Raw genomic sequence first — 12,735 nt, 5'->3', positions numbered from 1 at the left:
TGCTGCTGTTCTGCTTGTCGTCTTAATAATGCTGTGAGTGAATCAACTTCTTCACCCTGATGATTATCATCATCGCCATGATTGACTTGCGTATTACTGTACTGCTTAAGCATGTTAGCAAAACGCTGCGTCATTGAACGACCTTGTTCAACGCCAGCTTTTAGACTAACGCGATCGTCTTCTAGCTCTCTGGAGCTACTGCGAGCGGGAGCTGGCTTTGCGGTCGAACGCTGCACTGGCTCTCTTGCAGTTTGCGCAGCGTGACGCTTTAGCGCTCCCTTAGGTGAGGGAGTATCGCCATCGACAGCAGCTACGATCTCTACGCCGCCAGCGACCTTCTTATTTGACATGATCACCGCATCAACCCCAAGTTCTTCTTTAACTTGAAGCAGAGCTGTTTTCATGTCTCTGGCAAAAAATCGTTTAATCTTCAAAGCAAGTATCCGTATCTAAGGTGTAGTTAACCTAGTTACCCACAGCCTGAACTATGCGAATTTGTTTCTCGTCAGGGATCTCCTGATAGGAGAGAACCCGCAGGTTAGGAATCGTATTTTTGACGAATTTCGCTAACGTTGAACGTAGAACTCCAGAGGTCAGAAGCACAGCTGGTTCCCCTTTCAACTCTTGTTCTTGAGTTGCTTGAGCCAGTGACGCTTGTAAGCGCTCCGCTAACCCAGGTTCAATACCGGCTGATTCTCCGCCTGCTGCTTGCATTGTTTGATGCAATATTTGTTCCAATTCAGGAATTAGGGTAATCACTGGCAACTCAGGCTCTATTCCATTGATTTCTTGGACGATTAGACGCTTCAAGGAGATCCTCACCGCGGCGGTAAGAATGTCAGGTTCTTGACTCTTACTCGCGTATTCAGCAAGGGTTTGGATAATGGTTCGAATATCGCGAATTGGAATGGCTTCATTAAGTAGGTTCTGTAGCACTTTCACCACCACTCCCAGCGGTAACTGGTCTGGAACAAAACCTTCCACCAATTTAGGCGCTGAGCGACCAAGCATATCCAGTAGGTTGGTCACTTCTTCATGACCTATCAACTGTGATGCATTATTGGTTAGCAATTGGCTCAAGTGCGTCGCGAGTACGGTTGACGAATCGACAACCGTATAACCCAATGCTTGCGCATGTTCACGTTGTTCATCACGAATCCATACAGCCTCCAGCCCGAAAGCTGGGTCATAGGTATGCTCCCCATCCACCATGCCATACACTTGCCCTGGGTTTATCGCAAGCTCTTGGTCTGGGCGAATTTCCGCTTCACCAACAGCCACCCCCATTAGGGTAATACGATAGCTGTTCGGGGTTAATTCTAGGTTATCGCGAATATGAACTGGAGGGATCAAGAAGCCAAAGTCTTGCGACAATTTCTTACGCACCCCTTTTACCCTTTCGAGTAGCTCTCCCCCTTGGTCTTTATCCACCAAAGGAATTAAGCGATACCCAACTTCTAGCCCAATCATATCAACGGGTTGAACATCGTCCCAAGACAGTTCTTTTTGAGTCGGTGCATCTTGGTCGGAAGTAGCTGGCAGTTTATTGACATCGTCTTTCGCTTCTTTCTGCTTTTTCTGCATGTAATACGCAACACCACCGGCTAATGCCGCCAGCAACAGAAAAGCAAAGTGAGGCATGCCAGGAACGATCCCCATGGTACCAAGGATGGCTGCAGTGATAGTTAAAGCTTTCGGGTTATCAAACAGCTGAAAGACAACCTGCTGGCCCATATCTTCATCGGTATTTTGACGCGTTACCATGATGGCGGCGCCAATAGAGAGCAGCAGCGATGGAATTTGCGCCACCAAGCCGTCACCGATGGTCAACAAGGTATAGATTTGAATCGCTTCACCAAAGCCCAATCCATACTGGAGCATACCAATGGTTAAACCACCGAGAATGTTGATAAAGAGGATGAGAATACCGGCAATGGCATCACCTTTCACAAATTTAGACGCACCGTCCATAGAACCGTAGAAGTCCGCTTCTTTGGTGACTTCACCACGACGAGTACGTGCTTGCTCTTGGTCAATCAAGCCTGCATTTAAATCTGCATCGATAGCCATTTGCTTACCAGGCAAGGCATCCAACGTAAAGCGGGCACTCACTTCGGAAATACGACCAGCACCTTTGGTGACCACAACAAAGTTAATGATCATCAAAATAAGGAATACCACTAAACCCACTGCGTAGTTACCACCGATAACAACGTTACCAAACGCTTCGATCACGTTACCTGCAGCCCCGCCCCCCTCGTGACCTTTGAGTAATACCACACGTGTCGATGCCACGTTTAACGCCAAACGTAACAATGTTGCGATCAGCAATACGGTGGGAAATGCAGCGAAATCTAGTGGGCGACGGGTATATACCGTCACTAACAGCACTACCAAGGCTAACGCAATATTAAAGGTGAAGAACAAGTCGAGCAGGAATGCCGGCATCGGCAAAACCACCATCGCCAGTGACGCCAGTACCATAACCGGCGCACCGATCGCTGGCATAGAGCGTTTAGGAATGGAGGGGAACTTATCCGCAAAAGGCAGTGTAAACTTCATAGGCTGTCAGCTTCAAATGGTCATTAGCAGTCGCGCCATAGCGCCAGATAGCTGTTTTATGCAATTTTTAGTCCATCAAACAATGTCAATTTTACGTCAGTTTTATACCCAAATAACCTCAAGACGGAGAATTCAGGGCTTCATCAACGAGGATATTCCAAGCTCAATGACGCAAGGAATGGTCATTCCCTTTCAACGTCATTGGACGCAGAAATGAACTTATTGATACTACAATCAAGAGTGACACTCCAGTCAAAAAACCAATAAAAAAGGCTTTCCTATCTGAGGAAGCCTTTTTTTATCAAACAACCGACGTTATGGTCGTACTGACCACAGAACTTCACCAACCTGACTGTCAATTTGATAATCAACACAGTACAAACTCGATGTCGTGAACATCGGCGCAGGAAGATCGGCAACGAACTCGGAGACCAAATACCCGACCAAAGGCAAGTGAGAAACAATCAAAATGTTCTCTAGGGACTCATGTTCTGCAATCGCCAACAAATAATCATGCACGTTTTCTGCTTGGCCATAAGGAGTAATATCATCACAATTTTCCACAGAGTGAGCAGAAAAATGCGCGGAAATGGCATCCCATGTCTGTTGAGCACGTAAGTAAGGACTCACTAATACCTTGTCAAATACCACGGGACCATGTTCGCTAACACACGCTTGTGCTACCACTACTGAATCATTTTGGCCTCGTTCGGTTAGAGCGCGTTGGTCATCACTTTGCGCAAGCGATTCCGCTTCCCCATGACGCATAATAAATATTTTCATTATGTTTACCTATTTCAACTTTCCCAAGCCACTGTCGGATTCAGGATTAAGCATGTACTGAGCAAAACGCCAATAAAGCGTGCTGCATGGTACATTTTTTCATGAACCATTGGCAATGGATGCCAGATAACGAACAGTATTATTTTAGATACTGAATCTTAAAATCTGCCAATTTGCCCATTCTGTCCTTAAATAAACCGCGTTACTAAAGCACTTTTCCTTAAAAAAACGAGTAGCAGATTATAGGCAAGAGCGTTTGACAAGAAATCGACGCCTGTAACACTCTGTTAAAAATCATAGTATGTCGTTAAAATAGCTCTGCAGTCCGCAAAATCTGTCTTCTAAATTTGCGCCTCAAGGCAGCAACGCCATACTTAATCCAAATGTCGCTTCGGAGAACTCTCGTGCACATTAGTCCTAATGATCATCATTCTTATCGCTATCTAACTCTCGCCAACGGATTGAGAGTGCTACTTATTCATGATGAGAATGCGCAAAAATCAGCAGCGGCTGTTGCTGTTAATGTGGGACACTTTGACGATCCACTCGACCGTGAAGGGTTAGCGCATTATCTCGAACACATGCTATTTCTCGGCACTGAAAAGTACCCCAAAGTTGGTGAGTTTCAAAACTTTATCAATCAACACGGTGGGAGCAACAATGCTTGGACCGGAACAGAGCATACTTGCTTCTTTTTCGATGTCACCCCCAATGTATTTGATACCGCTCTCGACCGATTCAGTCAGTTTTTTACCGCCCCTTTGTTTAATGCAGAAGCACTCGACAAAGAGCGTCAAGCAGTTAACTCTGAATATAAAATGAAGATTAATGAAGATGCGCGTCGTTTGTATCAAGTGCAAAAAGAAACCATTAATCCCAACCACCCATTTGCCAAGTTTTCTGTCGGCAACCTAGAAACACTAAGCGATCGCCCTGGAAGCAGTATTCGTGACGAAATAATGGCGTTTCACGCCCGTGAATATTCTGCTGATTTGATGACATTAGCAGTACTAGGCCCCGACTCTCTTGACCAACTCGAAACTTGGGTCAGAGACGGGTTTTCCGATATCCCTAATCACCATCGCTTTGGAAAAACCATTACCGAACCTTTCGTAACACCCGAGCAAACAGGACTTATGATTCGGGTAGAGCCTTTAAAAGAAATTCGCAAACTGATTCTTAGCTTCCCGCTACCGGGAACGGAGAGCCACTATCGTAAAAAACCGCTCTCCTATTTTGCCCATTTATTAGGGTATGAAGGCGAAGGCAGCCTGATGCTGACACTTAAAGAAAAAGGTTGGATTACTTCCCTCTCCGCAGGTGGCGGTACTAGTGGCAGTAACTATCGCGAGTTTTCAGTCGGTTGTAGCCTAACAAAAACCGGATTAAAACACGTCGACGAGATCATTCAAGCGCTGTTTCAAACGATTCGCCTAGTGGCTGAAGAAGGTTTAGCTAGATGGCGCTATCTGGAAAAACGGGCGGTATTAGAATCAGCATTTCAATTTCAAGAAACCGCGCGCTCAATGGATTTAGTCAGTCACTTAGTCATCAACATGCAGCATTACGACAGTGAAGACATCATCTATGGCGACTACGTCATGCAAGAGTATGATGAAGCTCTACTACGGTCACTGTTAACCTACTTCACTCCAGAAAACTTGCGTGCCACACTCATCACCAAAAAGGGCAAACACAAGCACTATGCCCATAAAGCAAAGTGGTACTTTACCCCTTATAATGTCGAATCATTTTCCACAGAACAACAGCAATTGTGGCGCGAACCTCTTGCAGATTTGCCCATTTTCTTGCCGCCGCAAAATCCATTTATCTGTTACGACTTAGCCTCCAAACCGGTACTTAATGAACAAAACGTTCCGGAAGTGATAGAAGAGTTGGAAGGTTTCCGTTTGTGGCATATGCAGGATCAAGTTTTCCCTGTGCCTAAAGGCGTCATCTACATCGCCATCGATAGCCCACATTCGGTGGCCAATCCACGTAATATTGTGATGACACGTCTATGTGTCGAAATGTTTTTGGACTCCTTAACCAAAGAGACATACCAAGCAGAAATCGCTGGGATGGGGTATAACCTGTACGCTCATCAAGGGGGTGTAACATTATCTATTTCAGGCTTTAGCCAGAAACAGCCAGAATTGATGAAAATGATTCTGGATAAATTTGCTTTGCGAAGCTTTAGCGAGCAGCGTTTCAACACCATTAAAAACCAGTTACAACGCAATTGGCGTAATGCAGCTCAAGACCGTCCAATATCCCAACTATTCAATGCTCTGACTGGGTTATTGCAACCCAATAACCCACCCTACGCTACGTTATTAGAAGCATTACAAGATATTGAAGTTTCTGAGTTAGCATCATTCGTGGACAAAATATTGGCACAATTGCATGTCGAAATGTTCGTATTTGGTGATTGGCAAAGAGACGATGCTCTGCGCATGGGTGAACAATTGAAAAATGCGCTTCGTGTTCATAATCAAACTTATGAAGAGTCATTGCGTCCACTGGTTATGCTTGGCAATAGTGGCACTTTCCAATATTCCGTTGATTGCAAACAAGAAGATTCTGCCATTGTTGTCTACTACCAATCTGAATTGATGGATGCCCGCAGTATCGCACTCTACTCTCTGGCTAACCATCTGATGTCTGCCGCTTTCTTTAATGAAATACGGACTAAACAACAACTTGGATATATGGTTGGCACCGGCAATATGCCGCTCAATCGCCATCCGGGAATCGTTCTCTACGTACAATCACCTCACGCCACACCCAATGAATTGCTGACCTCGATTGATGAGTTCTTAAATGCACTTTATTTGGTGCTTTTGGAGCTAAACGAATATGAATGGCACAGCAGTAAACGAGGTTTGTGGAATCAGATTGCAAGTCCTGACCAGACATTACGTTCAAGAGCCCAGAGGATGTGGGTTGGCATTGGCAACAAGGATTGGACTTTCCATCAAAGAGAAGATGTATTAGAAGAGCTTAAAAACCTGTCTCGCAGCGATATGATTCGCTTCGTGGTAAAAGAGCTGAAACCTCGCCGGGCTAATCGTTTGATCATGCATACACTAGGACAAAACCATCAAGATCAAGACCAACCTCTGCACTGCGGGCATGAAGTTGGCTCAATTGAAGAATTTCAGCTTCGTCCTAAAGCATACGATATCGGTTAACGTTCAGATTCGATAACCGCTTTTAAAGAATGGGGATGCAGTTTTATCGTAATCCCCTGCCACTTAAGAGCGACCGTTGGGTTGGCGAGTCGCTCCCCTTCTCCTTTCGGGCTGGAAAGCTTGACCTTGACACCAAGTGACTCAAACTGGGCAAATTGGGTCGCAAATAGCGGAAAACGTGCCAATAAATCGTCTAAATACTCTTGCGCTGTCTGTGCATTAGACGGAATAACGCATTCAACATGCTCCCAATCCTGCGTAGGATACGCTTTCCCCAACGCTGGATAAGGCAACTCTAAGCAATCAATTTTCCAACAACCGGCGTCGAGCACAGGATTAAATGCCAACACAATAATCGGTCGGCCATTAATCTGTGCACAGGAAATCTCATCCCCATAAGCGAGCCAAGCTTGATGAGCTTGCTGCGCCAATTTTTCGTCATTAATTCTAAGCGCGATGTGATCCATCTGATAAGCGGTTAAATCCAAACCAATACGTTGAGAAAAAGTAACGATTTGGTCGATAAAGCTCGTTAGTCTAGCCAGCATTTGATCCGGTGCAAGCCCCGCCTGATGTAGTTCGTGCGTCATATTCTTTGGTCCAAACCCATGTTTTTTCGTGGATACTACCAGTAAAGACGTTAAAAGTAGAAATTTAACTAAATTCCGCCCTATAAGACCGGAAATAAAATTGGTATTATGTGCGCCAATTTATGTACAAGATTGAGATATGCATGCACTTTTTATAAGTGCAATAAAAGGCATACCCAGCCAATTCCCAGAATTGAAGGACAAACGTGTGAATATCCAAGCACTGATTAATGACAAAGTCTCTCAGGCTCTCGAAGCCGCAGGTGCACCTGCAGGCTCTCCTGCAGCGGTTCGCCAATCCGCGAAACCACAGTTTGGTGATTACCAAGCTAACGGCGTGATGGGTGTAGCGAAAAAACTCGGCACTAACCCTCGCGAATTCGCGCAAAAAGTCTTGGATGTGTTAGATCTTGAAGGTATTGCGAGCAAAACTGAAATCGCTGGCCCTGGCTTTATCAACATTTTTCTAAGCGACGAATTCCTAGCGAAATCAGCAGAAGCAGCGCTAGCCGACGCACGTTTAGGCGTTGCAAAAGAAGCAGCACAAACCATCGTCGCTGACTACTCAGCGCCAAACGTAGCCAAAGAAATGCACGTAGGCCACCTACGTTCAACCATCATTGGTGATGCTGTTGTTCGTACCCTTGAATTCTTAGGCCATAACGTTATCCGCGCGAACCACATCGGTGACTGGGGTACTCAGTTCGGTATGTTGATCGCCAACCTAGAGCGCGTACAACAAGAGAACGGCGAAGTTTCAATGGAACTGTCTGACCTTGAAGCGTTCTACCGTGAATCGAAAAAACTGTACGACGAAGACGAAGAGTTCGCAGTGAAAGCACGTAGCTACGTAGTGAAACTGCAAGGCGGCGATGAATACTGCCGTGAAATGTGGAAGAAACTGGTTGATATCACTATGGTACAAAACCAGCGTAACTACGACCGTCTCAACGTGTCCCTCACTCGTGAGAACGTGATGGGCGAAAGCATGTACAACGATATGCTACCAGGCATTGTTGCTGACCTTAAAGCTCAAGGTTTGGCTAAAGAAGATGATGGTGCTCAAGTTGTTTACCTTGATGAATACCAAAACAAAGATGGCGACCCTATGGGCGTTATCGTACAAAAACGTGACGGCGGTTATCTATACACCACAACCGACATCGCTTGTGCGAAATACCGTTATGAAACGCTAGGCGCAGACCGCGTGTTGTACTTCATTGACTCACGTCAGCACCAACACCTAATGCAAGCTTGGACCATCGTACGTAAAGCGGGCTACGTTCCTGAGACTGTAAGTCTAGAGCACCACGCATTCGGTATGATGCTAGGTAAAGATGGTCGTCCATTTAAGACTCGCGCAGGTGGCACCGTTCGCCTAGCGGCACTGCTTGATGAAGCAGAACAGCGTGCAACCAAACTGATCGAAGAGAAAAACTCAGATTGGAGCGAAGACGAGAAAGCGAACATCGCGAAAACCGTTGCAATGGCTGCAGTTAAATACGCTGACCTATCGAAACACCGTACCACTGATTATATCTTTGATTGGGACAACATGTTGGCATTCGAAGGTAACACGGCACCGTACATGCAATACGCTTACACTCGCGTTGCTTCAATCTTCTCTAAAGCTGGTATTTCTATGGATGAGCTTTCAGGTTCAATCCTAGTATCAGAAGAGAAAGAGAAAGCATTGGTTGCGAAACTGATGCAATTTGAAGAAGCGGTTCAATCTGTTGCACGTGAAGGTCAGCCGCACATCCTTTGTGGCTACCTATTCGAATTAGCCGGTCAATTCTCTGGTTTCTACGAAGCGTGTCCAATTCTGAACGCGGAAGAAGACGTGAAGAACAGCCGTTTGAAATTGGCAGCATTAACCGCGAAGACCATCAAGCAAGGTCTGTCGCTATTGGGTATTAATACGCTAGAACGTATGTAATTTCCAAAAAACGAAAAGGTTGGCGTAAGCCAACCTTTTGTTTATCTATACCCAAATGACCTCAAGATGCAGACTTCAGAGCTTCATCAACGAGCACAGGTCAAGCTCAATGACGGAAGGAATGGTCATTCCCTTTCAACGTCATTGGGCGCAGAAATGGGCTTGTTGATGAGCTCCCAACGGGCGAGTTGTATTCGCTCCTATGCTGCGTTACCGATTTTCTACGTAGAACAACTATGTATTCAAATCGGTGCCTTGCCTATGAGCGAATACATTCTCGCTGAAACCGCATCTTGAGGTTACTTGGGTATAGTAACCATCTTAATTAAGGATCATCATTATGAGTTTTTCTCTGCATCCTCAGTTAGAAAAAGACACCGACGTTATTGGTCATTTCCCAATTTGTATTGCGTTACTCCATAAAGATGGCGCCGTACCGTGGGTTATTTTGGTGCCGAAGAAAGAGAACTTGAAAGAACTTCATCACCTACCAATGGTAGAGCAGCAGCAGTTTTTGTTGGAATCACAATTGGTAAGTGAAACGCTTGAAGCACTTTACCAACCCGACAAAATCAACCTTGGCGCCTTAGGTAACATGGTACCGCAACTGCACATTCACCATATTGCTCGTTTCAAAACTGACATGGCATGGCCGGGACCAGTTTGGGGAAATACCAAGGGTGAACCCCGCGAAGCCAAAGCTCAACAAACCATGCTGGCTGAACTGCGTGACGCATTGAGCCAAAGCTCTCTGTTTAGCGCCTAAATTAACGCGCCAACGCCATCGGTGTTACAACCAAAAAGCACATTCATAAAAAAAGCCCCACTTAAATCAAGTGAGGCTTTTTATTGGCATCAACAAAATACCATCAATTACATCGTAACATTCACCGCTAAGCCGTTACTTTGATTAACCACGTAACGAACACGCAGCACTTTGTCTGCCGCATTGGTGTCTTCTTGACGAGAAATAACACCTTTTTTCAGCCAAACCGCTAGCATCGCATCCACACCATCTTCACTAATACAAAAATGTTGCGCTAATTCGCGGCGACTCACGCCGCGATGTTCTGCAATGTAACTTTTTAGCTCGGCTAATATCATAGCGCCTCCAGAGCCTGCGCTTGCACACGATGTCCCACGCGACGTAGGTATAAGTAAACCCCAATCAGCGCCGCAACAATCACCACCATCCAACTGATGCTTTCCACCGGATGACTGCCAATTCGAGTGGCTTGATAGAAGAAGGTTGCACCGCCATAGCCAAGACCAAAAGTCCAAAGCGCAATGAAACGGGCAAATTTAGGCCCAAACTCACGCACATACGCACCCATGGCCGCCACACAAGGCGTGTAGAGTAGAACAAGAATCAGATAGGAGAACGCAGCATAACCACTGGTAAAGTGTTTGTTCAAGTTGGTGAAGATAGAGCTATCAACCGCTTGATCTTCTGCCACCGCTTGACTATCACTTAAATCCCCCACTTCAATGCCTAACGGGTCTGAATAACTCAAATCAGCCAAGTTTTGAGGAATCGACATCACCGCTTCTTTCAAACTCGCCATCAAGTCAAATTCATCATTACCGCCTTCATCTGCAGAGGTGTAAAGGCTGTTGAGCGTCCCTACTACGGCTTCTTTGGCAAAAATACCCGTGATGATACCCACCGTTGCTGCCCAGTTGTCATCTTCAACGCCCATAGGTGTAAATACTGGCGTGACCACTTGTGCCGCTCTTGATAGCACAGAGTTTTGACTGTCTTCGTTACCAAAACTGCCATCCATACCCAATGAGTTAAAGAAACTCAACACAGCGACCACTAACACGATGGTTTTACCCGCACCGAGCACGAAGCGTTTTAGCTTCTGCCAAGTTTTGATCAACACATTTTGCAGGGTTGGCACTTCGTAATCCGGCATCTCCATGATGAGCGAATCACTTGAACCTGGGTACAAGGTTTTCTTCATGAATAGCCCGGTAAACACCGCTGCAATAATCCCAAGGATGTACAGAGCAAACACAATGTTTTGTCCACTTTCAGGGAAGAAGGCGGCAGCAAATAGTGCATAAACAGGCAAACGAGCACCACAAGACATAAATGGCGCCATAGCGGCAGCAAGTTTGCGTTCACGCTCTTGGTCTAACGTGCGTGTTGCCATGATGGCCGGCACGTTACAACCAAACCCCAGCACCAACGGCACAAACGCTTTACCTGGCAAACCGATTTTCTGCATCACCTTATCCAACACAAAGGCAGCACGGGACATATAACCAGAGCTTTCAAGTACCGCGAGGAAGAGATACAAACAGGCAATCACAGGGATAAAGGTCGCAACGGTTTGAATACCACCACCAATACCATCAACGATAACGGTCGTTAACCAAACCGGTAAGTGATCGTCTAACAGATAATGCCCACCATCGACCAATAGCGCACCAACCCCGATATCAAAGAAATCGATAAAGGCGCTACCGATGTTGATCGAGAACATAAACATCAGGTACATAACAAAGAAAAACAGTGGAATACCTAGCCATTTATTGAGCATGAACTTATCGGCTTTCTCGGTAAAACTGTGGCTCAATTTACCTTCACTGCGGCGAATCGTTTGACATTGAGTGTGTAAGAAAGTGTATTTCACATCCGCTACATGGAGGTCAATATCCAATGGGCAATCAAAGCGTTCTGCATCAATTTGTTTTCGTTTTTCTGCGGGTTGCTCATTAATGACCAAGCGGTCATTTTCTAATGCGCGAATCGCCAAGGCTCGAGCAGCTGCCACTTTCCCCGTGAAGAGAGGTTCAATACGACTGATGGCCGCTTCAAATTCAGGACCATAGTTGAGCTTAAATGGTTCTAGCGCAATGCCTTGCACCAACACCCGGTGAAGCTGTTCTTTAAATTTACGTACATGGTGGCGGTTGTGTGCAGAAATAGCGACAACAGGACACCCTAACATGGCTTGCAGTGCTTTTTCGTCGATAGTTTGACGTTCGCGTTTTAATGCATCCATCTTATTCAGAATCACCACCATTGGGCGACCCAGTTCACGCAGCTGTAATGTCATGTACAAACTGCGCTCCAAACATGTTGCGTCAACAACGTTGATGATGATATCGGCAGGCAAAGTTAATACTGCGCGTGAAGCAATCGATTCATCGATACTGTTAGAGTCATTCCCGCTATCTAATGCGTAAATCCCCGGCAAGTCGGTTAATAAAAATTCATCACCCGAATGAATGTATCTTCCGGTTTTTTTCTCTACTGTCACACCGGCCCAGTTACCCACCTGTTGCTTAGCACCGGTTAGACCATTGAAAAGCGTAGTTTTACCACTGTTTGGATTACCTACTGTTAATACTTGATACTGCATTAGCGGCGCTCCACTTCGATTGATGCTGCGATACTTTCGCGTAACGCGACAGAAACGCCACGAACCTCGACCTGTAAAGGGTCTCCCATCGGCGCTCGGCGCACCAGAGTAATCTCTGTTTGTGGCAAAATACCCATTACCATTAGGCGTTTTCTCGTTTCTGTAGAGAGCTGATTTAAGGCCGTAACTTTCACGGTCTCACCACTTTTTAGTTCTGATAACTTCATAGACATTGCCATTTAACAGTAGTGTGAATGAGAAATATTTTTATTCATTAGAGTAATGATAATGAA

The 12,735-nt window shown here is 45.7% G+C and carries 10 protein-coding genes and 1 pseudogene; 4 read left to right on the top strand and 7 right to left on the bottom strand.

The annotated features are described in order from the left end of the window. Nucleotides 1-7 precede the first annotated feature (7 nt). From JCM16456_RS24430 to sixA, 3 genes and pseudogenes are all read right to left on the bottom strand, one after another. A pseudogene (locus JCM16456_RS24430) lies at nucleotides 8-434 on the bottom strand (hypothetical protein); the annotation flags it as partial. Between the two features lie 31 nt (nucleotides 435-465). Then, nucleotides 466-2,562 (bottom strand): flagellar biosynthesis protein FlhA, encoded by a 2,097-nt coding sequence (gene flhA, locus JCM16456_RS04290; protein WP_068712683.1) that lies wholly within the window; start codon nucleotides 2,560-2,562, stop codon nucleotides 466-468. 315 nt (nucleotides 2,563-2,877) lie between these two features. Continuing rightward, entirely contained in the window at nucleotides 2,878-3,345 is a 468-nt protein-coding gene (gene sixA / locus JCM16456_RS04285) for a phosphohistidine phosphatase SixA (RefSeq protein WP_068712681.1), read from the bottom strand. Between the two features lie 404 nt (nucleotides 3,346-3,749). Between sixA and JCM16456_RS04280 the strand changes: the two genes are divergently transcribed. Continuing rightward, complete coding sequence (locus tag JCM16456_RS04280) at nucleotides 3,750-6,539, top strand: insulinase family protein (RefSeq protein ID WP_068712679.1); 2,790 nt, start codon at nucleotides 3,750-3,752, stop codon at nucleotides 6,537-6,539. Here JCM16456_RS04280 and JCM16456_RS04275 read toward each other — a convergent pair. Continuing rightward, a complete protein-coding gene (locus JCM16456_RS04275; RefSeq protein ID WP_068712677.1) occupies nucleotides 6,536-7,129 on the bottom strand; it encodes a VOC family protein in 594 nt (197 codons plus the stop codon). The two genes, JCM16456_RS04280 and JCM16456_RS04275, sit on opposite strands and share 4 nt — an antisense overlap. Nucleotides 7,130-7,337: 208 nt before the next feature. On the opposite strand from JCM16456_RS04275, the gene argS reads away from it, so the two are divergent. The 3 genes from argS to JCM16456_RS04265 all read left to right on the top strand — a co-directional run bounded on the left by argS (nucleotide 7,338) and on the right by JCM16456_RS04265 (nucleotide 9,834). Then, nucleotides 7,338-9,068: an arginine--tRNA ligase gene (argS, locus tag JCM16456_RS04270; RefSeq protein ID WP_068712675.1), complete on the top strand. Its 1,731-nt coding sequence runs from the start codon at nucleotides 7,338-7,340 to the stop codon at nucleotides 9,066-9,068. Between the two features lie 66 nt (nucleotides 9,069-9,134). Next, nucleotides 9,135-9,365 carry a hypothetical protein gene (locus JCM16456_RS23540; RefSeq protein WP_156430439.1) on the top strand — a complete coding sequence of 77 codons (231 nt, stop codon included), beginning with the start codon at nucleotides 9,135-9,137 and terminating at the stop codon, nucleotides 9,363-9,365. Nucleotides 9,366-9,408: 43 nt separating this feature from the next. After that, complete coding sequence (locus JCM16456_RS04265; RefSeq protein WP_068712673.1) at nucleotides 9,409-9,834, top strand: HIT family protein; 426 nt, start codon at nucleotides 9,409-9,411, stop codon at nucleotides 9,832-9,834. A 107-nt stretch (nucleotides 9,835-9,941) separates the two neighbouring features. Here JCM16456_RS04265 and JCM16456_RS04260 read toward each other — a convergent pair whose 3' ends face one another. From JCM16456_RS04260 to JCM16456_RS04250, 3 genes are read right to left on the bottom strand one after another with little or no spacing between them, the layout of a single operon-like run. Further along, entirely contained in the window at nucleotides 9,942-10,172 is a 231-nt protein-coding gene (locus JCM16456_RS04260) for a FeoC-like transcriptional regulator (protein ID WP_068712671.1), read from the bottom strand. Beyond that, nucleotides 10,169-12,442, bottom strand: coding sequence for a Fe(2+) transporter permease subunit FeoB (gene feoB, locus JCM16456_RS04255; RefSeq protein WP_068712669.1), 2,274 nt, complete (start codon nucleotides 12,440-12,442; stop codon nucleotides 10,169-10,171). Before feoB ends, JCM16456_RS04260 begins: the two co-directional genes overlap by 4 nt. Then, nucleotides 12,442-12,669 carry a FeoA family protein gene (locus tag JCM16456_RS04250; RefSeq protein ID WP_068712667.1) on the bottom strand — a complete coding sequence of 76 codons (228 nt, stop codon included), beginning with the start codon at nucleotides 12,667-12,669 and terminating at the stop codon, nucleotides 12,442-12,444. The genes feoB and JCM16456_RS04250 overlap by 1 nt, the downstream gene beginning before the upstream one ends. Nucleotides 12,670-12,735: the final 66 nt, after the last annotated feature.

This window comes from Vibrio tritonius (assembly GCF_001547935.1).
GTDB classification, from domain to species: Bacteria; Pseudomonadota; Gammaproteobacteria; order Enterobacterales; family Vibrionaceae; genus Vibrio; species Vibrio tritonius.
The sequence above is the reverse complement of the archived record's forward strand: the minus strand, read 5'-3'. Positions and strand labels throughout refer to the sequence as shown.

Bases quoted from the DNA above. Each gene is read 5' to 3' on its own strand.
- flhA (WP_068712683.1), bottom strand. From the start codon at position 2,562: ATGAAGTTTACACTGCCTTTTGCGGATAAGTTCCCCTCCATTCCTAAA.
- feoB (WP_068712669.1), bottom strand. From the start codon at position 12,442: ATGCAGTATCAAGTATTAACAGTAGGTAATCCAAACAGTGGTAAAACT.
- JCM16456_RS04250 (WP_068712667.1), bottom strand. From the start codon at position 12,669: ATGAAGTTATCAGAACTAAAAAGTGGTGAGACCGTGAAAGTTACGGCC.
- JCM16456_RS04275 (WP_068712677.1), bottom strand. From the start codon at position 7,129: ATGACGCACGAACTACATCAGGCGGGGCTTGCACCGGATCAAATGCTG.
- sixA (WP_068712681.1), bottom strand. From the start codon at position 3,345: ATGAAAATATTTATTATGCGTCATGGGGAAGCGGAATCGCTTGCGCAA.
- JCM16456_RS04260 (WP_068712671.1), bottom strand. From the start codon at position 10,172: ATGATATTAGCCGAGCTAAAAAGTTACATTGCAGAACATCGCGGCGTG.
- JCM16456_RS04265 (WP_068712673.1), top strand. From the start codon at position 9,409: ATGAGTTTTTCTCTGCATCCTCAGTTAGAAAAAGACACCGACGTTATT.
- JCM16456_RS23540 (WP_156430439.1), top strand. From the start codon at position 9,135: ATGCAGACTTCAGAGCTTCATCAACGAGCACAGGTCAAGCTCAATGAC.